General features: G+C 65.1%; 22 protein-coding genes and 1 tRNA gene. 12 read left to right on the forward strand and 11 right to left on the reverse strand.

The annotated features are described in order from the left end of the window. The first annotated feature begins 13 nt into the window (after positions 1-13). From C3E79_RS00980 to C3E79_RS00990, 3 genes are read left to right on the forward strand one after another with little or no spacing between them, the layout of a single operon-like run. Entirely contained in the window at positions 14-217 is a 204-nt protein-coding gene (locus C3E79_RS00980) for a DUF4244 domain-containing protein (RefSeq protein ID WP_108403226.1), read from the forward strand. A gap of 9 nt (positions 218-226) precedes the next feature. Next, positions 227-520 (forward strand): hypothetical protein, encoded by a 294-nt coding sequence (locus C3E79_RS00985; RefSeq protein ID WP_108403227.1) that lies wholly within the window; start codon positions 227-229, stop codon positions 518-520. Continuing rightward, positions 517-846, forward strand: coding sequence for an Rv3654c family TadE-like protein (locus tag C3E79_RS00990; RefSeq protein ID WP_108403228.1), 330 nt, complete (start codon positions 517-519; stop codon positions 844-846). Before C3E79_RS00985 ends, C3E79_RS00990 begins: the two co-directional genes overlap by 4 nt. Here the strand turns inward: C3E79_RS00990 and C3E79_RS00995 are convergent. Then, the gene (locus tag C3E79_RS00995) at positions 843-3,179 is read right to left on the reverse strand and encodes a DEAD/DEAH box helicase (RefSeq protein WP_108403229.1); all 2,337 of its coding nucleotides are present in this window, start codon (positions 3,177-3,179) and stop codon (positions 843-845) included. The genes C3E79_RS00990 and C3E79_RS00995 overlap by 4 nt on opposite strands. A gap of 186 nt (positions 3,180-3,365) precedes the next feature. Here C3E79_RS00995 and C3E79_RS01000 point away from each other — a divergent pair, with 186 nt between their 5' ends. Then, entirely contained in the window at positions 3,366-3,569 is a 204-nt protein-coding gene (locus C3E79_RS01000; RefSeq protein WP_108403230.1) for a cold-shock protein, read from the forward strand. A gap of 70 nt (positions 3,570-3,639) precedes the next feature. On the opposite strand, the gene C3E79_RS01005 is transcribed toward C3E79_RS01000, so the two are convergent. Continuing rightward, the gene (locus C3E79_RS01005) at positions 3,640-4,266 is read right to left on the reverse strand and encodes a DedA family protein (protein WP_108403231.1); all 627 of its coding nucleotides are present in this window, start codon (positions 4,264-4,266) and stop codon (positions 3,640-3,642) included. 195 nt (positions 4,267-4,461) lie between these two features. Between C3E79_RS01005 and topA the strand changes: the two genes are divergently transcribed. Beyond that, the gene (topA, locus tag C3E79_RS01010; protein ID WP_108404990.1) at positions 4,462-7,284 is read left to right on the forward strand and encodes a type I DNA topoisomerase; all 2,823 of its coding nucleotides are present in this window, start codon (positions 4,462-4,464) and stop codon (positions 7,282-7,284) included. Here the strand turns inward: topA and C3E79_RS01015 are convergent. Beyond that, the gene (locus tag C3E79_RS01015) at positions 7,281-8,807 is read right to left on the reverse strand and encodes an adenylate/guanylate cyclase domain-containing protein (protein WP_108403232.1); all 1,527 of its coding nucleotides are present in this window, start codon (positions 8,805-8,807) and stop codon (positions 7,281-7,283) included. The two genes, topA and C3E79_RS01015, sit on opposite strands and share 4 nt — an antisense overlap. Positions 8,808-8,849: 42 nt before the next feature. Between C3E79_RS01015 and C3E79_RS01020 the strand changes: the two genes are divergently transcribed. From C3E79_RS01020 to C3E79_RS01030, 3 genes are all read left to right on the forward strand, one after another. Beyond that, positions 8,850-10,037 (forward strand): DNA polymerase III subunit delta', encoded by a 1,188-nt coding sequence (locus tag C3E79_RS01020; protein ID WP_108403233.1) that lies wholly within the window; start codon positions 8,850-8,852, stop codon positions 10,035-10,037. 65 nt (positions 10,038-10,102) lie between these two features. Beyond that, positions 10,103-10,178: transfer RNA gene (locus tag C3E79_RS01025), tRNA-Thr, on the forward strand. Positions 10,179-10,286: 108 nt separating this feature from the next. Continuing rightward, positions 10,287-10,574 (forward strand): PadR family transcriptional regulator, encoded by a 288-nt coding sequence (locus C3E79_RS01030; protein WP_199219515.1) that lies wholly within the window; start codon positions 10,287-10,289, stop codon positions 10,572-10,574. Positions 10,575-10,799: 225 nt separating this feature from the next. Here the strand turns inward: C3E79_RS01030 and C3E79_RS01040 are convergent, their stop codons facing one another. The 3 genes from C3E79_RS01040 to C3E79_RS11725 are packed head-to-tail and all read right to left on the reverse strand — an operon-like array spanning position 10,800 to position 12,970. Continuing rightward, positions 10,800-11,255 (reverse strand): DUF4442 domain-containing protein, encoded by a 456-nt coding sequence (locus tag C3E79_RS01040; RefSeq protein ID WP_108403236.1) that lies wholly within the window; start codon positions 11,253-11,255, stop codon positions 10,800-10,802. A 48-nt stretch (positions 11,256-11,303) separates the two neighbouring features. Further along, on the reverse strand, positions 11,304-12,140 hold the full coding sequence (locus C3E79_RS11720) for an AMP-binding protein (RefSeq protein WP_341866410.1): 837 nt from the start codon (positions 12,138-12,140) through the stop codon (positions 11,304-11,306). 23 nt (positions 12,141-12,163) lie between these two features. Beyond that, positions 12,164-12,970, reverse strand: a complete 807-nt coding sequence (locus tag C3E79_RS11725) for an AMP-binding protein (RefSeq protein ID WP_328587446.1) — start codon at positions 12,968-12,970, stop codon at positions 12,164-12,166. A 268-nt stretch (positions 12,971-13,238) separates the two neighbouring features. Here C3E79_RS11725 and C3E79_RS01050 point away from each other — a divergent pair, with 268 nt between their 5' ends. From C3E79_RS01050 to C3E79_RS01065, 4 genes are all read left to right on the forward strand, one after another. After that, complete coding sequence (locus C3E79_RS01050; RefSeq protein ID WP_108403237.1) at positions 13,239-14,588, forward strand: IS256 family transposase; 1,350 nt, start codon at positions 13,239-13,241, stop codon at positions 14,586-14,588. Positions 14,589-14,721: 133 nt separating this feature from the next. Continuing rightward, entirely contained in the window at positions 14,722-15,450 is a 729-nt protein-coding gene (locus tag C3E79_RS01055) for a GDSL-type esterase/lipase family protein (RefSeq protein ID WP_235840559.1), read from the forward strand. Positions 15,451-15,471: 21 nt separating this feature from the next. Next, positions 15,472-16,569 (forward strand): S-(hydroxymethyl)mycothiol dehydrogenase, encoded by a 1,098-nt coding sequence (locus C3E79_RS01060; RefSeq protein ID WP_108403239.1) that lies wholly within the window; start codon positions 15,472-15,474, stop codon positions 16,567-16,569. Further along, entirely contained in the window at positions 16,570-17,196 is a 627-nt protein-coding gene (locus C3E79_RS01065) for an MBL fold metallo-hydrolase (RefSeq protein ID WP_108403240.1), read from the forward strand. Here the strand turns inward: C3E79_RS01065 and C3E79_RS01070 are convergent. From C3E79_RS01070 to rfbA, 5 genes are all read right to left on the reverse strand, one after another. Next, positions 17,193-17,555: a DUF2304 domain-containing protein gene (locus tag C3E79_RS01070; protein WP_108403241.1), complete on the reverse strand. Its 363-nt coding sequence runs from the start codon at positions 17,553-17,555 to the stop codon at positions 17,193-17,195. The genes C3E79_RS01065 and C3E79_RS01070 overlap by 4 nt on opposite strands. Beyond that, positions 17,552-18,250, reverse strand: coding sequence for a glycosyltransferase family 2 protein (locus C3E79_RS01075; RefSeq protein ID WP_108403242.1), 699 nt, complete (start codon positions 18,248-18,250; stop codon positions 17,552-17,554). The genes C3E79_RS01070 and C3E79_RS01075 overlap by 4 nt, the downstream gene beginning before the upstream one ends. 16 nt (positions 18,251-18,266) lie before the next feature. Then, complete coding sequence (locus tag C3E79_RS01080; protein WP_108403243.1) at positions 18,267-19,076, reverse strand: glycosyltransferase; 810 nt, start codon at positions 19,074-19,076, stop codon at positions 18,267-18,269. A gap of 11 nt (positions 19,077-19,087) precedes the next feature. Continuing rightward, on the reverse strand, positions 19,088-20,479 hold the full coding sequence (locus tag C3E79_RS01085) for an HNH endonuclease signature motif containing protein (protein WP_108403244.1): 1,392 nt from the start codon (positions 20,477-20,479) through the stop codon (positions 19,088-19,090). A gap of 89 nt (positions 20,480-20,568) precedes the next feature. Then, the gene (rfbA, locus tag C3E79_RS01090) at positions 20,569-21,432 is read right to left on the reverse strand and encodes a glucose-1-phosphate thymidylyltransferase RfbA (RefSeq protein ID WP_108403245.1); all 864 of its coding nucleotides are present in this window, start codon (positions 21,430-21,432) and stop codon (positions 20,569-20,571) included. Between the last annotated feature and the right edge of the window lie 9 nt (positions 21,433-21,441).

Below are 21,441 nucleotides of genomic sequence, written 5' to 3' on the forward strand. Positions count from 1 at the left end.
AGCACTGTATCCCATGAATCGACTCTCAAACGTGCTGTATGCCCACCTGCACGCGAAACTCTCCAACGACCGGGGCATGTCCACCATCGAATACGCCTTCGGTAGCCTCGCGGCCGCCGCGCTCGCCGGGGTGCTCTACATGGTGGTCAACGGCAACGGCGTCACCAGCGCGATCGAACGAGTGATCACCGACGCGCTGTCAAACACCCCGGGCTAGGGGCGGGGCATGCTTGGCGACGACACCGGCTCCGTCACCGTCGAAGCCGCGATAGCCCTCTCCGTGCTCGTCACGGTCGCGGCGGCGATCGTGGCCGGGATCGCGACCATGGCTGCATACATTGCGGCCGTGGACATCGCGGGCGCCGCGGCGCGCTCGCACGCCATCGGCGTGGACTACACAGCCCCGCGCGGCGTGGTCACCGTCGCCGAGGACGGCGGGGTGGTGCGCGTCACCGCGGTGGTGGACGCGCCTGTGGCGGCCATGACCGCCACGGCGAGCTACCCCGTGGAGTTCCGGTGACGAGGCGGGAGGCCCTGCGCGGCGAGGGCGGCTACGCCACCGTGTTCTCCGCGGGGCTTATCGCCTCGCTCATGGGGCTTTTGGCGGTCGTCGTCACGCTGGGCGCGCACGTCGCGAACGCGCACCGCGCCCAGGTCGCCGCTGACCTCGCCGCGGTGGGTGCGGCGCAGGCCCTCTACGCGGGGGCCGAGCCGTGCCGCTGGGCGGAGGAGACCGCGCGCGCCAACGCCGCCCGGCTCGATGCGTGCGAGACGGTCGACGGAGACGTCGTCGTCACCGCGCGTATCGGTACCGTCGCGGCCCGCGCCCGTGCCGGGCCGCTCTAGGCCGTCATCGCCACCAGCGCGCCGAGGAGCGTGCGCGCGGCCTCTTTGTTCAGGGGTTGGTTGCCGTTTCCGCACTTCGGGGACTGCACGCATGAGGGGCAGCCCGACTCGCAGCTGCACGAGCTCACGGTGTCGTAGGTGGCCGAGATCCACTCGTGGAAGCGCGCGAAGCCTTCGTCGGCAAACCCGGCGCCGCCGGGGTGGCCGTCGTAGACGAAAACCGTCGGCAGGAGCGTGTCGGGGTGCAGCGCGGTGGAGACCCCGCCGATGTCCCACCGGTCGCAGGTGGCGATGAGCGGCAGCAGGCCGATCGCGGCGTGTTCGGCGGCGTGGAGCGCGCCGGGTAGATCAGCCGCGCTGATCCCGAGCTCGTCGAGCACGAGCGGGTCCACCGTGTAGGCGACGGCCCGGGTGACCAACCGTTGCTCGGGCAGGTCGAGCGGGACGTGGGCGAGGACGGTGCCGTCGAGGTGGCGCATCACGTAGCCGGTGACGGTCTCTCTCACCTCGACGTCGATGCTCGCGATCCACAGCCCGGGGGCGGGGTTGGTGCGCGCGTGCGCCTCGCCCAGCACCGAGATCTGGGTGGTCGAGCGCGCCTGCGTGGTGTATTCCGGCGTCTCGGGCCGCGCGAGGGCGACGCATTCGTCGAGGTCGAGCTCGTCGATGACGAAGTATTCGCCGCGGTGGATGTAGACCGCGCCGGAGTGGACCTGGCTCAATGCCCGCGAGGAGTCGATGGTGCCCAGCACCCGCCCGTCGGTGGCGTCGACGATGATGACGTCGTCGTCGCTTCCTCCGCCGCGCAGGCTCACCGCGGAGTGCGCCGTCTCCGGGGTGGGTTCGATCGCGAGCTGCGGGGCTGCGTACCACGCGGTGCCGCGCCGACGCAGGTAGCCTTGCGCTTCAAGCGTTTCGACGACCCCTTCGGCGCCGAATTCCTCGACATCTTCGGGGGTCAGCGGCCGCTCCACCGCGGCGCAGTAGACGTGCCCGCGCAGGATGTAGGGGTTGGCCGGGTTAAACACGCTGTTTTCCACCGGCTTGCCCAGCAGCGCCGCGGGGTGGCTGACAAGGTAGGCGTCCATCGGCTCGTCGCGGGCAACGAGCACGACGACGGAGGATTGCCCGCGCCTGCCGGCCCGGCCGCCTTGTTGGCGGAAGGAGGCGACGGTGCCTGGAAATCCGGCCATGACCACGGCGTCGAGCCCGCCGACGTCGATGCCGAGCTCGAGAGCGTTGGTCGTGGCCACGCCCAGCAGCGCCCCGTTGTCGAGGTCCCGCTCGAGGGCGCGGCGGTCCTCGGCGAGGTAGCCGGCGCGGTAGGAGGCCACGCGCTGGGCGAAGTCGGCGCGTCCCGCCGCGACGAGGCCCTCGGCGGCGCGCATGGCGACGATCTCGGCGGCGCGGCGGGAGCGCACGAAGGTCAAGGTGCGCGCGCCGTGTTCAACCAGCGCCGCCATGATGTCGGCGGACTCCGTTGTCGCGGCGCGGCGCACGGGCGCGCCGTGTTCGCCCTCGGCGCCCTCGATAAACCCGGGCTCCCAAAGAATGTAGGTTTTCTCCCCGGCCGGGGCGCAATCCTCGGTGACGGCGGTGACCTCGCGCCCGATGAGGCGCGCGGCCTGCCCGGCAGGGTCGGCGGCGGTGGCGGAGGCGAAGATCACCGTGGGGTTCGATCCGTACGCGCGGCACAACCGGAGGAGGCGTCGCAGGACGAGCGAGACGCCTGCGCCGAACACGCCGCGGTAGGTGTGGCATTCGTCGACAACGATGTAGCGCAGGCGCCGCAAAACCCGCGCCCACCTGGGGTGGTTGCGCAGGATGGCGGCGTGGAGCATATCCGGGTTGGTGAAGACGAACCGGGTGCGGTCGCGGATACCGGGGCGGGCCTCTCCCGGGGTGTCGCCGTCGTAGGGGGCGGGGTTGACCTCGGCGAGGCCGGGCACCGCGCGGGTGAGCTGTGATACCGCCGCGAGCTGGTCGGAACCGAGCGCCTTCGTGGGCGTGAGGTACATCGCGCAGGCCCTGGCTTCGCGGGCGAGCGTGGTTAAGACGGGGAGCAGGTAGCACAGTGATTTTCCCGACGAGGTGCCCGTGGCCACGATGACGTCGCGCCCGGCGTAGGCGAGGTCGGCGGCGGCGCGTTGGTGGGAGTAGAGGCGGGTGACGGAGGCGTCGGCAAGAGCGGCTCGCACGTCGGGCTCGGCCCACTCTGGCCACGGCGCGTAGCGCGCGGGGCGCCCCGGGAGCGTTTCTACGTGCGTGACCGTCGCCGCGGGCATGCGGGCGCGCAGGATCTCGAGGATTTCGCTGCCGTAGGTGGGGGTCATGATGGAAAAAATTATGCCACCGCCTCGACGCGGCCCGTCTTTCGTGGCACAATTGGGGTCGGTCGCAGATTCTGTGCGCGCCTAGCTAGGTGCTCGCGAGAGTTTTTGTACGCGGGCACCAGGTCCATTGTTGGCCTGGTGGTTCCTCGACCGAGTTTCAACCACAATTCTTTGAAAGGCACATCAATGGCTACTGGCACTGTCAAATGGTTCAACGCTGAGAAGGGCTTCGGCTTCATCGCTCCCGAGGACGGCTCCGCCGACGTCTTCGTCCACTACTCCGAGATCCAGGGCAACGGCTTCCGCACCTTGGAAGAGAACCAGCAGGTTGAGTTCGAGATCGGCGATGGCGCCAAGGGCCCGCAGGCCCAGGCGGTTCGCCCCATCTAATCCCCTCGGCCTTCTAGCCCCCACGCAGCCGCGCGCGGGGGCTTTTGTCGTTGTTCCTTAGAGTTCTTCCCTAGAGCTTCGATACGCCGCGGCGCACGTCGAGCCACTCGAAGAGCCTCGCCTGGGCGCGCTGCAGCGCGATGCCGACGAGGAAGCCGAGGGTCACGCCGACGATGAGGGCGAGGATTGGCCAGTCCGCAAAGAGCGACCCGCCGAGGTATCCCACCCCGACGCCGAGGCAGGCCCAGATGATGACGCCGGCGGTGTCCCACAGGAAGAACGACAGCCACGGGTATTTCACCGAGCCCAACACGATCGTGGCCACCCAGCGGGCCCAGGGGATGAAGCGCGCGACGATGATGGTGACCCCGGCGCGCCGCTTCATGTTGCGCCTGACCCAGGTGATCGCCCCGCCGGCCTTGGAATCCGGATCGAGGCGGTTGACCACCTTGATTAGCCGGCTGCCGAGGAGGAAGCAGATGTTGTCGCCGATGATCGCGCCGATGATCGCGGCGATGATCACGCCCCACACGTTGGGCACCCCGACCGAGGCGGAGAACGCGCCGGCGAGGTTGAGCACGGTCTCCGAGGGGATGATGGGAGCGAGGGCGTCGCCGATGATGATGAGGGTGACCAGCGGGTAGAAGATGGGCATCTGCATGAGCTGTTCGAAAAAGCCGATCAGCGAGTCGATCACCGCGCACCTCCTCTCTCTAGACTTTCTCCGCGTGGCGGAGCGATAGCGCTTGTCAAGATTCTAGTGCCGCCCGCGGGCCGGTGCCTGGGAGGTTGCACCGAAGGTTGGGTTTCTCTGATACAACTAAGGGAGTTTTACTCCTGCACCCAGGGGTAAGGTGCGAATCCGAAAATCGTAAGAGAGGTGTCCCCCAGCGTGGCGGAAAATGGCAAGACCCTCGTCATCGTCGAGTCTGCGACGAAGGCGAAGAAGATCCAGAAGTACCTCGGGTCCGACTACATCGTCGAGGCCTCCGTGGGGCACATCCGAGATCTTCCCGGCCGCGCCGCGGACGTCCCCGCGAAGTACAAGAAGGAGCCGTGGGCGAAGCTGGGGGTCAACCCGGAGGGCGGGTTCGAGACGATTTACGTGGTCAGCCCCGATAAGAAGAAGAAGGTCGCGGACCTCAAGGCGAAGCTCAAGGAGTCGGACCGGCTCCTTCTGGCCACAGACCCGGACCGCGAGGGGGAGGCGATCGCCTGGCACCTGCTGGAGACTCTCAAGCCGAAGGTTCCGGTGGAGCGGATGGTGTTCAACGAGATCACCGAGTCCGCCATCCGCGAGGCGGCGGAGAACACCCGCGAGCTCGACTACAACCTTGTCGATGCCCAGGAGACCCGCCGCATCCTCGATCGCCTCTACGGCTACGAGGTCTCCCCCGTGCTATGGAAGAAGGTCATGCCGCGCTTGTCCGCCGGGCGCGTGCAGTCGGTGGCCACCCGCGTCATCGTCGAGCGGGAGCGCGAGCGCATGGCCTTCGTCTCTGCGGAGTACTGGGATATCACCGCTACGCTGCAGGCGGGGGAGGAGTTCGACGCGCGTCTCGTGGGCGTCGATCAGCGCCGCGTCGCGCAGGGCCGCGATTTCGACGACCGCGGCCGGGTGAAGTCCAGCGAGGTCTACGTCGTCGACCAGGCCGCAGCCGAGGCCCTGGCCGAGGGGCTCAAGGGGCGCGAGATGTCCGTCGCGGAGGTGGAGGAGAAGCCGTATACGCGCAGGCCCTACCCGCCGTTTATGACCTCGACGCTGCAGCAGGAGGCCGGTCGGAAGCTGCACTTTACCTCGGCGCGCACGATGCGCATCGCCCAGCGCCTCTACGAAAACGGCCACATCACCTACATGCGAACGGACTCCACGGCGCTCTCAGCGCAGGGCCTGGATGCCGCGCGCAGCGCCGCGACCGAACTCTATGGCTCCGACTACGTCACAGCCAGCCCGCGTGTCTATTCCCGCAAGGTGAAGAATTCGCAGGAGGCCCACGAGGCGATCCGCCCCGCGGGGGAGAGGTTTGCCACGCCCGGCCAGCTTGCGTCCTCGCTCGATGCCGAGGAGTTCAAGCTCTACGAGCTGATCTGGCAGCGCACCGTCGCCTCCCAGATGGAGGATGCGCGCGGGACCTCGATGAAGGTCACGGTTGCGGGTCAGGCCGCTTCGGGAGAAGACGTCGAGTTCGCCGCGACCGGCCGCACGATCACCTTCCCCGGCTGGCTGCGCGCGTATTCGGACGCCCAGGATAAGGAGGCGCGCCTGCCGCGTCTGGCCGAGGGCGATCGGCTCACCGCCATCAAGGTCAGCGCGGACGGGCACTCGACGAACCCGCCGGCGCGCTACACGGAGGCGAGCTTGGTCAAGAAGATGGAGGACTTAGGCATTGGGCGCCCGTCGACCTATGCCTCCATCATTAAGACAATCCAGGACCGCGGATACGTGGTCACCCGGGGTAACGCGCTCGTTCCCACCTGGGTGGCGTTTTCCGTCATCGGGCTGATGGAGAACAACTTCGACGCGTTGGTGGACTACGACTTCACCTCGTCGATGGAAGACGAGCTCGACGAGATCGCGCATGGCAGCGAGGACCGCACGAGGTGGCTCACGGCGTTCTACTTTGGCGACGCGGAGGCCGACGACAACATGGCGGACGCGATCGCGCGCCGCGGCGGGCTCAAGCACATCATCGAGGCCAACTTGGAGTCCATCGATGCCCGCGCGGTCAATTCGCTCAAGCTTTTCGACGACGCCGACGGCCACCCGATTAACGTCCGAGTCGGCCGCTACGGGCCCTACATCGAGCGCGAGATCGCGGACGGGGAGTTCCAGCGCGCGAACCTGCCCGAGTCCGCCACGCCGGACGAGATCACCCTGGAGATGGCGGAGAAGCTCTTCGCCATCCCGCAGTCCGGCCGCGAGCTGGGCGCCAATCCGGACAACGGGCGCACTGTGGTGGCCAAGGAGGGGCGCTTCGGGCCGTACGTCACGGAGCTCGTGCGTGACGACGAACGTGCCAGCGCCGAGGCGAAAGCCGAGCAGGTCGTTGCCGCCGAGCGCGCCGAGGAAGACGCCCAGCGCGCCGCCGAGGGCAAGCGCGCGAAGAACTGGGAGACGAAGACCGCCGCGGCGCAGAAGGACAAGCGCATCGCGGAGCTCATCGACGACCAGCTCAAGCCCGCCACGGCCTCCCTGTTTTCCGGTATGGATCCCTCTGAGGTCACCCTCGAGGAGGCCCTCAAGCTGCTCAGCCTGCCGCGCGAGGTGGGCGTTGACCCCTCGGACGGAGAGGTCATCACCGCGCAGAACGGCCGCTACGGCCCGTATCTGAAGAAGGGCAAAGACTCGCGCTCGCTGGCCAGCGAGGAACAGATCTTCACCGTCACCCTTGACGAGGCGCGGCGGATCTACGCGGAGCCGAAGCGCCGCGGGCGCGCCGCCGCCAAGCCCCCGCTGAAGGTGCTCGGCGACAACGACGTCTCCGGCAAGCCCATGAGCGTGAAGGACGGCCGCTTCGGCCCGTACGTCACCGATGGGGTGACCAACGCCTCGCTGCAGCGGGGCGATACCCCGGAGACGCTCACCGACGAGCGCGCCAACGAGCTGCTCTCCGCGCGCCGGGCTCGGGAGGCGGACGAGGGTTCGGCACCGGTAAAGAAGAAGGCGGTCAAAAAGACCACGAAGCGGGTGGTCAAGGCCAAGCGGAAGAGCTAGTACCGGTCCGCCAGCGTCGAGCGCACCGGGCGCGCCAGCTGCGTCATGGTGTTGCGCCCGCGCAGCTCGATCGACTTCATGAGCGTCCAGCGCTGCTGTTCAACCTCGTTGGCGGAGCGTAGTGTCGCGGCGTTGGTGAGCACTCGCCCCGGCGTGTCTTTTGCGAGGTCTGTCAGGCGCGAGGCGGCGTTGACGGCGTCGCCAATGACGGTGTACTCGAAGCGGTCGGAGCCGCCGATGTGCCCGGCGACGACGTGGCCCGCGGCTACGCCGACCCCAGCTTGGAGCTTTTGTCCGCGCAGTTCTTGGCGTAGCTCGCGGGCCGTCTGGAGGGCGTGGGAGGTGGCGTCGTGAAGCGCGGCGGGCGCCCCGAACACCGCCAACGCGGCGTCTCCCTCGAACTTGTTGATCACGCCCTTGTTGCGGTGGACGACTTCGACCACGATGGCGAAGAACTCGTTGAGCGCGGCGACGACCTCCTCCGGCGAGTGGTTGACGGCGAACGTCGTGGAGCCGATGACGTCGACGAAGACGACGGCGACCTTGCGGTCCTCGCCGCCGAGCTCCGGCTTTTCCTCCAGCGCGCGCTGCGCGACCTCCGTGCCCACGTAGCGGCCGAAAATATCGCGCACCCGCTGGCGCTCCCGCAGCCCCCGCATCATCTCGTTGAACCCGGCTTGGAGCACCCCGATCTCGGAGCCGTCGTAGATGTCTACCTGGATGCCGGATTCCCCGCGACGCACCCGGTTGATCGCCGCCTGGAGCTCCTTGATCGGGTCGACGACGCTCATGATCGCGAACATGGTGCCCAGGCTGCCGGTGAGCAGGGCCGTGAGCGAGAGCGCCGAGATCGCTGGGATGAGCTCGCCGGGGGTGTTGGTGAAAAAACCGCTGTGTTGTGCCCAGACGAGCAGCAGGATGCCGAGGAGCGGGATTGCGGTGGTGGTGAACCACGTCATGTAGAGCCGGGCCTTGATGGGCGGCTCCAGGGTGGAGTCCTCGAAGCGGCGGGCGAGCACCGCCGCGGCGATCGGGCGCACGAGTCGCGCGGCCTGCACGTAGGTGAGAAGCGCGACGACCAAGCACGCCATGGAGGTGGAGACGGCGACGACGAGGGCCAATCGGGCGTCGACACGCAGCGACGCCACTGTGGCGATGGCGATACCGATGAGCCAGACCGCCACCACGATGAACGTCTGTAGCGCCGGGATGCGCATGACCAGGTTGCGCATCATGTTGGGGTCGTGGCGGTCGGGCTGGCGCTGCCAGTCGAGCACGGGGCGGAAGAGGAAAAACGTCACGATGATGCCGACGACGATGGCGAAGGCGAAGTAGCTTATCCCCAGCACGCCGAGCCCGCCGCCGGTGACGGAGAGCTGCTTGACCTCTGCCATGGGGATGAAGTAGCGCACGTAGGTCATGATCGCGATCGCGCCGAAGACGTTGGTGCCGAGCACGGTCGCGGCGTAGAGGGGCCACGAGGTGCCCCACAGCCACTTGAAGCTGCGCCAAATTCCGTCCACGGTGACCTACTCTAGTGTGCCCGGGGTAGTACTGTTGCGGGTGTGACTATAGCGAGTGTGAGGCAGCGGCTTGTCGACGCCCCCCGGGTCCGCGAGACCATCATGCGCGCGGCCGCCGGGGAGGGCTCCTACGCGATGGCCCACGCCTGGCTCTTCACCGGCCCCCCGGGGGCCGGGCGCTCGCACGCCGCCGTCGCGTTCGCTGCCGCCCTCGAGTGCACCGACGCCACCGAGGTCGGGTGCGGGCGCTGCGAGAGCTGCCGGAAGGTCTTCGCCGACGCTCACACCGATGTCGTTCACATCCGCCCGCAGGAGCTGTCTATCTCGGTAGAGACGGTGCGCGGCATCATTCAGCAGGCCTCGCGGTTGCCCACGGTGGGCAGGTGGCGCGTCATCATCGTCGACGAGGCGGACCGCTTTTCGACGGCCGCGGCGGACGCATTCCTCAAAACCGTCGAGGAGCCACCGGCGTCGACGGTGATTATCCTGTGCGCGCCGTCGACCGATCCGGAGGACTTCTCGCCGACTCTGCGCTCGCGCTGCCGGCACCTCTACATCCCGGCGCCGTCCGAGGCTGAGATTGTTCGCCTGCTCACCGCCGAGGAAGGCGCGGACGAAGCCACTGCGCGCTTGGCTGCGGCCACATCCTTGCACCACATTGGGCGGGCCCGCCGCCTGATTCGCTCGGAGGAGATGCAACAGCGCCGCGCCCAGGTGATCAACCTCGCCGAGCTCATCTTTCATGGGGACGAGGCGTTCAAGGCCGTGGGTTCGCTCATTAAGGCGGCGGAGAAGGAAGCGGTGGCTTCCCACGAGGAGGCGGATACCCTCGAGCGCGAGAAGCTCGAACAGGCGCTCGGCGTGGGGGCGAAGGGGAAGGGCGCGGCGCGGGCGCTGCGTGGGGCGGCCTCGACTGTTAAGGCGTTGGAGACGAAGCAGAAGGCGCGCGGAACTCGTCGCACCCGCGACGTGCTCGATTTGGTGCTTGTCGATCTCGCCGGGGTCTACCGCGACGCACTGGTGATCGGCAGCGGGGCCGCGGTGGGGCTCACCCACCCGGATTTCGAGGGGCTCGCGCGCGAGATCGCGCAGAGGGTACCGGCCGAGGGCATCGTGGCGTGCCTCGACGCCATCGCCGCGTGCAGGCAGTCCTTGGATTTCAACGTCACCCCCGCCGTGGCTTTCTTCGGCATGCTCGGGCGGATCAGGCAGGCCTGCAACGTCAAGTGACCTGCTGGTTTCTTAGTTTTATCGGCGTGGGCTAAGCTTTCTTGGCGGTACGCGTGACGCGGCCGGCCACCTTAGCTCAGTCGGTAGAGCATCTCACTCGTAATGAGAAGGTCGCGAGTTCGATTCTCGCAGGTGGCTCCACCAAAACCCCAGCTAGACAGCGGTTCTAGCTGGGGTTTTCTCGTCCCGCCGCTAAGTGCTATCCCAATATAGGTTGCAACGCACTGGCTCAAGGCGATCCTGCCCACCGTGGTGCTTCGCGCCCTGCGCGACGGGCCGAACTACGGGTATGCCATTTCCACCGCGTTGAAAGAGGCCGGATTCGGCACCATCAAGGGCGGAACCCTCTACCCGCTGCTGGGGAGGCTGGAGGCGGATGGCCTCGTCACCGTCGAGTGGCGCGCCGGGGACAACGGGCCGCAGCGCAAGTTCTACCGGCTTAGCAACGCCGGCCGCGACCACCTCGCGACCCAAATCCACGACTGGGAGCACTTTACCGCCTTGACAGCGGCTTTCCTCACTGCACCGAAAGGATGATCACCCATGGCAACGAATAGTCTCGCGCCGAACATCGATCCCCAATGGGCGGAAGAATTCGTCCTCGCCTGCCGGCTCAACGAGGTCCCCGGCAAGGACATTGGCGACGCCCTCGCCGACTACGCCTGTCAGGTCTCCCTGTCGCGAGGGAGGGCGGCTGCCGTGGATCTCGCTGACCACCTGTGCCGCGGCCGCTATCGGCACCGCCGTGATCTGGGCTTTTGCCTAGGCCTCCTGGCGTCGCCGGTAGTAGACCTGCCGGCGCACCTTCGCCACGATCTCCCCGTTTTCGTTGGTCACGTCGGTGGCGAACCAGTGCAGGTACTTCTGCCCGTCGGCAGTTTTTTCCTTGATCAGCTCGTAGGTCTCGTCAGGGATTTCCATGACCGCCGTGACCGTACCCGTTCCGGGCTTAAGAAACTGCACCTCGCCCGCGACGTCCCACACGCGGTAGTCCTTACCCAACCTCGCCATGGAGGCGAGCATGTAGAACGGGTCGGTCATCGACATGATGGTGCCGCCGAAGACCGTGCCCACGGCGTTCTGGTTCAGCTTCGTGAGCTTGTGCTTGACGACGACCCTGCTGCCGTCATCGGCGAACTCCACGACTCGGACCCCGGCGCCGAGGTACGGGGGCCAAAAGCCCATGAAGCGGCGCAGTGTCTTGGCGGAAAAGTGCATGAGAACTCCTTGTGTAGGCGCACGAACGCGCGCCACAAGATTGTAGCGTTACCCCTGGCTTCCGGTGCCGGGCAGGAGACGGGGGACGACCTTGCCGACTGCATTGCGGGGCAGTTCGTCGACGAAATTCACGTCGCGGGGGATGGAGTGGTCGGCGAGGTTGTCGCGAACCCAGTCGCGGATGTGCTCCGGCGTGAGCGCCTGCCCTGCCGTGTCGTTGGTGCGTACGACCCACACGGCGATGCGTTGGAAGGTCTCGTCGTCGTCGACCCCGCCGGCGTAGACGTCGGCGATGCCGGGCATCCTCTCAAGGGTTTGAGCGACGGATTGGGGGTGGACGTTTTCCCCGCCGACGATGATCATGTCGTCGTTACGGCTGAGGACGTGGAGCATCTGGTTTGCGTCGATGTATCCGAGGTCTCCCATTTCGACGAGGCCGTCGATCGTGACGATGGGGGTCTCTGGGTTGGTGTAACCCTTCAGCGCGGTCTCGTTGGTGAGGAAGATGCGCCCGACCTCGCCTTGGGGAAGTTCGCGGCCGGCATCGTCGTAGATACGCAGGATTGTCCCCGGGGGTATGCGCCCGGCGATGGTGGGGTCTCCTGCAACCATCTCCGGGGAGGCGCTCGCGGCGAGGGCGAGTTCGGTGGAGCCGTAGTAGTTGGCGAGGATGGGCCCGAAGCGGTCAATTACGCGTTCGACGAGGTGGGGTGTTAAGGCGTTTCCGGCTGAGGCGATGAATTTTAGGGAGCTAGTGTTCCAGTTTTCGTTATCCTCTACCTCCATCATTTTCTTGAGGAAGATGGGAGAGGTCAACAGCCCGTCACAGCGGTAGTCCTGTACTTGTGCATAAACCTTTTCGGGATCGAACACGCGCGTAGTCACGAGTGTGTTTCGCGCGGCGAACGCTAGGTTGGCCGCAGACCAGCCCAAATGTGGAACATTGAAGCAGTCGCCTGTACGGTGAGCCCCGCTGTCCAGGGCACCGCGCGCAAATAGCCGGCGATGACGAAGGGAAGGATAGGTTCGGCGCGCCGGACGCCTTTGGGTATTCCTGTGGTTCCGGACGACATGATGACGATGTCTCCGTGCTTGGGAAAGATAGGTAGCTCCGGCATGCCCGCGTCGCCGTTGAGGATGATGCGTTCGGTTGTCAGCTCGTCGCCGTGGGGCGAGGCGGTGTGCGCCCAGACGACGGTGAGGTTGTCGCGGGAGCCAGGGAGCCGGTCGGCGAACTCGTCGTCAAGGAAGAGTACATTGATGTCGTTTTCCGAAATGATTCCCGCGAGCTGCTCGGGAGAGGATCCGACGTTGATGAGAAAGAGCTCCCCGCCGGAGTAGCCTTTAGCGGCCATCGGGATGATGATGCCGCGCCCGTTGCGGGCCATGATGGCGATGCGCAAGGTGGGAATCGCTTGGTCGTGCTTGAGCTTGAGCAACCACTTAGCCACGGTGCGGGACTGGTCGCGCAGCTGCTTGTAGGAAAGCACTCCCTCGTCGTCGATCAGTGCATTGCGTGCTGGGCAGACAGCGGCGCCGAGTTCGACCTCGCGGGCGGTGGTGAAGCGGTAGCGCGCCAGGGCAGCGTAAGTTAACACCGCAGTCCTGAGGGATTGCTTTGTATCGAGTATTCCGGCCTTATAGGCGGCGCTGTAGAGCGAAACGAACGCGTGGCTAGTAAACCTTACGCGCTCGAGCAATTTCATTGTCGGCATGATGCTTTCTCCTGGGTGCTCAAGGCTTCTCCGGTGCAATGGGTTCCTACTTATTGGCAGCCTTTCCCTCCCCCCCGGCTGGAGGATGCTTTACATGCGAGTAACAATTACAGCTGTCGGTATGATAAGGCAATAGTAAGCCACCGCTAAAGTGCCCCGCAGGCGGGGTCCAAGCAACGAGGAGATATCATTATGGTTACCAGGCGCTTCCGGAGGGTGTCAGGAAATTTGTGTGTGAGGCTCTGATCCAGAAGGAGTTTCACCGATAATGACAACGGTGACAACGAAGAAAAACCATGACCAGGACAAGGTCAACGAGATCAGCGAGAAGCTGATGGAAAATCCTGAGCTCGCCACGCTGATTGGCGAGTTGTCGACGTCCACCGATGACGCCAGCGACCTGGTCAAAGGCCTGTTGCAGGCATCGATTAACGCTGGTCTGCAGGCGGAAATGGATGCCCATTTGGGTTATGGTCATTCCGACCGGAAGATGAAGGCCCAGGTTGAACCAACACAGGGTAGTAACCACCGCAACGGGTCGTACACCAAGACCGTCAATTCTGGGTACGGCGCGTTGGAAGTGACCATGCCCAGGGATCGTGCCGGCACGTTTGCTCCAAAGATGGTGCCCAAGGGCTCACGCCGGCTGACAGAGCTTGATGACATGATTATCTCGCTGTACGCCGGTGGGATGACCGTGCGCGATATTCAGCACCATCTCGCCACCACCCTGGGGGTGGATATGAGCCCGGATACGATCAGCACGATTACCGATGCAGTCTTAGACGAGGTCATGATCTGGCAGAACCGTCAGCTCGACGAGTTCTACCCAGTAATCTTCCTTGATGCGCTACGCGTGAAGATCCGCGATGGCCACCGTGTAGTCAACAAGGCGTGCTACATGGCGGTGGGCATCGACGTGGACGGTATCAAGCACATCCTGGGCTTGTGGATTGCTGATAATGAAGGTGCCGCCTTTTGGGCATCTGTGTGCGCAGATCTGGCCAACCGTGGCGTCCAGGATGTCTTCATCGTCTGCTGTGATGGTCTTCAAGGCCTACCGGAAGCCGTGGAGGCAACCTGGCCACATTCGATGGTGCAGACCTGCATCGTGCACCTGATCCGGGCGGCGAACCGGTGGGTGTCCTATCAGGACCGAAAACCCGTCTCCAGCGCGCTACGTGCGATCTACACGGCCGCAAACGAAGATACCGCCCGTGCCAGCTTAGATGCGTTCGAAACCTCTGAGCTTGGCCAGAAGTACCCGCAGTCGGTGAAGGTCTGGCGTGATGCGTGGGAACGGTTCGTGCCGTTTCTGCAGTTCCCGCCAGCGGCGCGCAAGGTGTTCTACACCACGAATTCGATCGAGTCACTCAATGCTGAGCTGCGCAAAGCTACCCGAAACCGGGGCCAGTTCCCGAACGATACAGCAGCACTGAAGACGCTTTGGCTGATGATTTGCAACATCGAAGACAAACGCGCTGCCAAACGCGCGAAGCAAGCCAAGCGCGCCGTTGAGTGCAACGGGTATGTTGAAGGAGCGAAGGCCAATGGCTGGAAACAAGCCATCAACCAACTAGCTGTGGCATACCCAGACCGATTCGCGGACTACCTGTAAACCACCCCCCGCACACAAACTATCGGACGCTCTCCGCTTCCGTCGCCGTATTGCGACAGTTGGTGTCGCAGCGCTTTCGGCTCTTGCCCTTACTTGCGTTCCCCAGGCTCACGCCGCGGATCGAAACCTAGTCATCTTCGGAGACTCAGTAGTCGCGAACCCGACGGCAGGCGAGGCTGTCAACGCCAAGCTTGGACTCGACCCTCGCGGCAGCTCGGGTCTAAACACCTGGTGCCCCCAAAGTCGCACGAACTGGGGGCGTCTCGCGGCGGCCCAGCTCGCACTCATTCCCTACGATTACTCATGCACGGGAACGACGACGATTTCACCCAGCCCCAAGCCCTTCCAGGGGCAGATCGACCGAGCCCTCCGTGAGGGGGCACTCACGCCCGAAACCGCGCGCGTGATCATTACCGTCGGTTTTAACGACACGTACAAATATCCGGCAGGCGCCGAGGGGGACGTGCGCCGCAGATTCGTTGGCTATATGGCCCCGCAGGTTGAGCGGATCAGGGCGGCGGCTCCGAATGCGCGCATCCAGTTCGTGGGCTACCCGAAGATCACCAAGGACGGAAAGCTCTGCCTCGTGCACGTCCTACCTCATGCGTCCGATTGGACTCCTGCTCCAGACGCAGCCCGCTGGGAAGACCTAGCGCAGTGGATGTCTATAGATGCCGCGCGCGCGACGGGCACCGAGTTCCTCGACCTTAAGCCTTCGACCTGGAACAACAGCATGTGTGCACCGGATGATCAGAGGATGTGGGCAGGGCTGATCGACTTCACCGGGGACACCAGGATGCTCCCCGCTCACGTCAACGAGCGTGGGCACCGTCACGTAGCTGATGTGATAGCGGCTTCTTAAGAAGTGTGTTAGCATGGGGCTATGAGTGAAAAAGTCAAGGGAGTAATCGCCCGCGAAAAGGGCAGTGAAGTTGAACTAGTAGACATCGTGATCCCGGACCCGGGCCCCAACGACGTTGTGGTCAAGGTTCTGGCAACTGGCGTGTGCCACACCGATCTGGGCTACCGCGACGGCGACATCGCCGACGATTTCCCGTTCCTGCTTGGCCACGAGTCCACCGCCATCGTCGAGACCGTCGGTGAGGCCGTCACCCACGTCGAGGTCGGCGACTTCGTGGTCCTGAACTGGCGTGCGGTCTGCGGCGAGTGCCGCGCCTGCCGCAAGGGCGACGTGAAGAACTGCTTTAACACGCACAACGCCTCCAAGAAGATGACTCTTGAGGACGGCACCGAGCTTACCGCCGCCATCGGCATCGGCTCCTTCGCCGAGAAGACCCTCATCCACGAGAAGCAATGCACGAAGGTTGACCGCGAGGAAGATCCGGCCGCTGCGGCTCTGCTCGGCTGCGGCATCATGGCTGGTCTCGGCGCCGCGGTGAACACCGGCGATATCCAGCGCGGCGAGTCCGTTGCCGTCTTCGGCCTCGGCGGTGTGGGCCTGGCTGCGATCGCCGGCGCCCACCTCGCGGGCGCGTCGAAGGTGATCGCCGTCGACCTCGACGAGCGCAAGTGCAAGGCCGCGGTCGAGCGCTTCGGCGCGACCGACTACGTCTGCTCCAAGGACAAGGGCGAGGAAGAGGTTATCGAGGAGATTCGCAACCTCACCAGCGGCTTCGGCCCCGATGTCACCATCGATGCCGTCGGCATCCAGCCCACGTGGCGCCAGGCCTTCTACTCGCGCGACCTCGCCGGCCGTATGGTCATGGTGGGCGTGCCGAACCTGAAGGACCACGTCGACATCCCCGCGATTGACCTCTACGGCCACGGCGGCTCCATCAAGCCGGCGTGGTACGGCGACTGCCTGCCGGAGCGTGACTTCCCGACGTACGTGGACCTGCACATGCAGGGCCGCTTCCCGCTCGGCGAGTTCGTCTCCGAGCGCATCGGCATCGAAGACATCGAGGAAGCCTTCGCCAAGATGAAGCGCGGCGATGTGCTGCGAAGCGTGGTGGAGTTCTAAGTGGATCTCCGCATCGAACACGTCCTGACGTCAGGAACCTTCTCGCTCGACGGCGGTGAGTGGGACGTTGACAACAACGTCTGGATCGTCGGCGACGACCGGGAGGTCTACATCATCGACGCCGCGCACGACGCCGAGGCGATTGCCAAGGCTGTCGGCGACCGCAAGGTCAAGGGCATCATTGCCACGCACGGCCACAACGACCACGTCGACGCCGCGCCGCTTTTGAGCAAGCTTGTCGACGCCCCGGTGCACCTGCACCCCGGCGACGACATGCTTTGGTACGACGAGAACCCGAACGAGAAGTTCGTGGACATGGAGGACGGAGAGGTATTCAAGATCGCGGGCACCGAGCTCAAGGCGCTGCTCACCCCCGGTCACTCGCCGGGGTCGATGGTGCTCTACGCGGAGGAAGCCGGCGTCCTGTTCTCCGGGGACACCCTGTTCCAGGGTGGCCCGGGAGCGACGGGTCGTTCCTACTCCTCCTTCGACACCATCATCGACTCGCTACAGAAGCGAGTGCTGGATCTTCCTCCCGAGACGATCGTGCGCACCGGCCACGGTGATCACACCACGATCGGTGAGGAAGCTCCCCACCTCGAAGAATGGATTAAGCGCGGCTACTAGGGCCGCGTGAGTTCTCCCTCGCCCGCGTCGTCGCTAGGAACCACAGGGTTCTGCAGAGCGACGGCGCGGGCGAGTCGCGCATACCGCAGCTCCTGTTCGCGGAATCGCGTCCAGGCCGAGATCGTGGTGAAGAAAAACGCCATGATGAGCACGTAGAGCATGAGGTCGGTGCCCCGGTCCACGCCGAGCCAGTTAGCCAGCACGGTGACGTCATCGGGTCGCAGGATCGCCCGGATGGCGGCTACCATGAGCGCGGCGAAGCCGATTTTCACCCATGCCTTGGCGTTGGCCTTCTTGCGGTTGGTAAAGAAGTAGAACGCGACCGCGAGCGCGGCCGCGAGCAGCAGGACCTGGATCACGGGAGCCTCCTTGCCACGATGCCGTCGGCGAGAATATTCACGCCGTTGATGAGAGATTGCCCCTTGCTCATCGAGTATTCCGTGTAGAGGATGTCTACGGGTTCCTCGGTGACGCGCCAGCCGTTGGCGTCGATAAGCGCGACGATCTCGGAGGCGTGCGACATGCCGTTCATCCGAATGTTTATCTCGTCTGCGACCTTCTTATTGAAGGCGCGGAGCCCGTTGTGGGCGTCCGAGAGCCCGAGGCGTCGCGTGCGGGGAGAGAGCAAGACAACGGTCTTGAGTACCACGCGCTTGATCAGCGGCACCTGGGTGGTTTCCTGGCCGGCGAAGCGGGTGCCCACCACGATGTCGATCGGCTCGGTGCGCAGCCGCGCGACCATCTTCACCACGTCCTTGACCTGGTGCTGGCCGTCCGCATCGAAGGTGACGAAGTACTTCGCGCCGGGCTGCGCCCGGGCGTATTCGATACCGGTCTGGATCGCAGCGCCCTGGCCGAGGTTGACGGGGTGGTTCACCAGGTGCGCGCCCGCGGCGTGGATCGCGGCGGCCGAGTTGTCCTTGGAGCCGTCGTTCACCGCGACGATGTGAGGAAAAGTCTCGCGGGCATGCTCGATGACCTCCTGGATGACTGGGCCCTCGTTGTAGCAGGGGATCACCAGCCAGGTGTCGGAGTAGTCCTGGATTTCGCTCATGGTGGCCTATACGTTACTAGCCGCGGTGAAAAAGGCGGGTATATACGCGTGTCAACAGCGTCATCGGGAGCAACCGGTAGGTCGTTCGGGCAGCGAGGTTGAACCTAGCGCGCCACGGGCCGACGAGCCCGTAAGAAACTAACCGGACCTGCATCTCGCGCTCGGCGGCGAACATCTCGCGGCCCGTGCGCCGCGCGAACTGCTCCGGGCTCACCCGGAAGTACGTCAGCGGCTCGGGCATGTTGTGGAGTTTCTTGCCGGCGGCGATGAGCCTGGCCCAGAGGTCGTAGTCCTCCATGAAGTGGACGCCCTGGTAACCGCCGACCTCCTTGATCGCGGCGGTGCGCAGCATCACCGAGGGGTGATTGAGCGGCGAGTTGATCAGGGCGTATTTCGCGATTTTTTCGTGGGTTTCCGGCAGCGCGCGCACCGGGCCGGCATCGAGATCGGTCGCGCCTGAAAACTCGCGTACCGCAGTGCCGAGCGCCGCGATATCTGGGTGGGCCTCCATAAATGCCACTTGTTTTTCTATCCGCTCCGGGTGCGCGATGTCGTCGGTGTCGAGCCGCGCGACGTAGTCGGAGGTGATTGTCTCCAGGCCCGCCTGCAGCGCGGGGCCCAGGCCCACGTTGTGAGCAAGCGTAACGACGCGCACATTCTCAGTCCCCTCTGCCAAGCGCTCCACATCGTCGGAGACTGGCCCGTCAAAGACGACGACAACCTCATCGGCGGGGCGGGTCTGCCGGGCGAGGGAGTCCAAGGCCTGGCGGAGTTCCCCGGCGGGGGTGTTTCTGTAGGCGGACAAAAGCGCAGAAATCGTGGCCACGTGGCCGTATCCTACGCGAGCGGGTCGGGATAGGGAGGTTCAGTGTCGTCCGGTTCGGGCGGGATCCACGAGAGGTCTTCTGGTTGCGGTGGGTAGTCGAAGGTGAGGTCAAATTCCTCCTCAAGGTGCTTGATTTTCGCCACCGTTGCGCCATAGTCGGCCCCGGAGTCGTATTCGTCGCAGGCGGCGTGGCACGCCGCGTTGAACCGGGCGATGTGGGCGCGACGGGCGCGCACGCGTTCGCGGGTTGTTGCCCACCTGGGGTTGGTCGGGGTGAGGTTGTCCCGCAGGATTCCCTTGGCCTCGCTGGTAATCCAGGTGCCGTCTGCGAAAAGCCAGATTGTTTCGCCCGTGGCGGGGTCTGGGATGTAAAACCCCCGCTTATCGGTCTTGAAATTATGATGCCGCTGGCACAAGCAGTGGAGATTGTCTGGGGTGGTTTCGCCTCCCTGTCCGTAGGGGATGCGGTGGTCGAGCTGGCAGCGCTCAGCGGGTACGTGGCAGCCGGGGAAGACGCATGCGCCGTCGCGGGCGCGGACGTAGGAAGCCATCTTCGCCGTCGGGGTGTAGCCTCCGACGCGCTGTGAGCGGACGGCGTCGAGGTCGATGACCGTAACCGGGCTGGCGGCGAGGAGCTCGTCTAGGGCTGCGGTGGATTCGGCGTCCGTCCACCCGAGCCCGGGGAGAAAGGCGGAGGTTCCGGGTTGGCGCTCCCCGTCGATACCGGGGCTGTAGACGTGGAGCATCGCCTTGGGCTCCGGCGTGAGAGCACCGGTGAGCAGCTTGACCATCGTCTCCGCCGCGCCGAGCTTGTGGGCGCGGGCGGTGGAGCGGATGAATGCGCCGCAGGCGGCGATAGTCGTGGCATCGGCGTGAAGGTTCAGCCCCGCCTGGCCGTTTCCGCAGGGGTAGAAGGAGACGCGGGGATCGCGAGAGCGCTCGCGGGCGCGGCGCTTTTTCGGGTCGAAGTCGACCGAGGGGTCAATGGTGGCGATGAGGCGCCGCAGCCTGCGGGTGATGCTCCACAAGGTGGGCAGCGGGTGGCCGAGGTGAGCGGGGGTGAACATGGAGACGAGGAGGTCGTCACAAAGCGTGAAGGTCTCGGTTGTGGTCCCCGGGGGCAGCACGCTCATGGCGGAGTCGATGGCGGAAAGCCGGGTGACGTCGATGATCCTGTGCTCGTCCTGCAGCGCGCGCAGCTGGGGGAGATCGCCCAGCCGCATGTAGCCGAAGATGCCGGACTCGACGAAGCGCTTGCTGCGGTGTGATAGCGCCATGAGCTCGGCGACCTCGGTGTCGTAGTCGCCGTTGTCTTCATCACGGCCGCGTGCATACGAGCCGAAGAGCAAATACTCCCCTTCGGTCATGAGCCGTGCCCCCTCGAGGCGTTGATCGCGTGTCATAAGTCCCCCCCCTTGATGTCACCCGCCATTCTATAGCACGTGTATTCGATCATGCAAGGCCCTATGGAAAATTTGTGCGAAAATTTTCGCTAGTCGCGTGCGGCGTCGAGAAGGTAGCGCCCGTAGCCGGATTTGAGCATGGATTCTCCCAGGAAGACTAGCTGATCCCGGGAGATAAGCCCCTCGCGATAGGCGGCGACCTCGGGCGAGCCGATCACCGTGCCGGTGCGTTTTTGGATCGCCTCGACGTACGCGCTTGCCTCGCTCATAGAATCGATTGTTCCGGTGTCGAGCCAGACGTCGCCACGGTGCAGCCGGTGGACCTGGAGCCGCCCCTGGCGTAGATAGGCCTCGTTGACGGAGGTGATTTCGAGCTCCCCGCGATCGCTCGGTGCGATGGTCTTCGCAATGGAGACGACGTCGTTGTCGTAGAAGTACAGCCCCACGACGGCAAACGGCGACTTCGGGGAGGCCGGCTTCTCCTCGATCGAGGTCGCGGTGCCGTTCTCGTCGAAGGCGACTACGCCGTAGCGCTGCGGGTCGGAGACCTCGTAGGCGAAAATCGCGCCGCCGTCGACGTCGCGGATGTCTCCGAGGATTTGGGCGAGGCCGGCGCCTTCGAAGATGTTGTCGCCAAGCACGAGGGCCACGGAGTCGCTCCCGATGAACTCCTCCCCGATGAGGAAGGCTTGGGCCAGCCCGTCGGGGGAGGGCTGGACGGCGTAGTCGAGGATGACACCGAGGTGGGAGCCGTCGCCAAGCAGGCGCTGGAACGCGGGCGCATCCTCCGGCGTGGTGATGACGAGGATTTCGCGTATGCCGGCGCTGATCAGCGTGCTCAGCGGGTAGTAGATCATCGGCTTGTCGTAGATCGGCATGAGCTGCTTCGAGATGCCCTTGGTGATGGGGTAGAGGCGCGTGCCCGAGCCGCCCGCGAGGATGATGCCTTTCATACGCCCAGC

Source organism: Corynebacterium liangguodongii, from assembly GCF_003070865.1.
GTDB lineage: Bacteria > Actinomycetota > Actinomycetes > Mycobacteriales > Mycobacteriaceae > Corynebacterium > Corynebacterium liangguodongii.

Coding starts and splice junctions, on each gene's coding strand:
- C3E79_RS00980 (WP_108403226.1), top strand. CDS start 14: ATGAATCGACTCTCAAACGTGCTGTATGCCCACCTGCACGCGAAACTC.
- C3E79_RS00985 (WP_108403227.1), top strand. CDS start 227: ATGCTTGGCGACGACACCGGCTCCGTCACCGTCGAAGCCGCGATAGCC.
- C3E79_RS00995 (WP_108403229.1), bottom strand. CDS start 3,179: ATGACCCCCACCTACGGCAGCGAAATCCTCGAGATCCTGCGCGCCCGC.
- C3E79_RS01000 (WP_108403230.1), top strand. CDS start 3,366: ATGGCTACTGGCACTGTCAAATGGTTCAACGCTGAGAAGGGCTTCGGC.
- C3E79_RS01040 (WP_108403236.1), bottom strand. CDS start 11,255: ATGCACTTTTCCGCCAAGACACTGCGCCGCTTCATGGGCTTTTGGCCC.
- C3E79_RS11725 (WP_328587446.1), bottom strand. CDS start 12,970: ATGCCGACAATGAAATTGCTCGAGCGCGTAAGGTTTACTAGCCACGCG.
- C3E79_RS01050 (WP_108403237.1), top strand. CDS start 13,239: ATGACAACGGTGACAACGAAGAAAAACCATGACCAGGACAAGGTCAAC.
- C3E79_RS01060 (WP_108403239.1), top strand. CDS start 15,472: ATGAGTGAAAAAGTCAAGGGAGTAATCGCCCGCGAAAAGGGCAGTGAA.
- C3E79_RS01075 (WP_108403242.1), bottom strand. CDS start 18,250: ATGAGCGAAATCCAGGACTACTCCGACACCTGGCTGGTGATCCCCTGC.
- C3E79_RS01085 (WP_108403244.1), bottom strand. CDS start 20,479: ATGACACGCGATCAACGCCTCGAGGGGGCACGGCTCATGACCGAAGGG.
- rfbA (WP_108403245.1), bottom strand. CDS start 21,432: ATGAAAGGCATCATCCTCGCGGGCGGCTCGGGCACGCGCCTCTACCCC.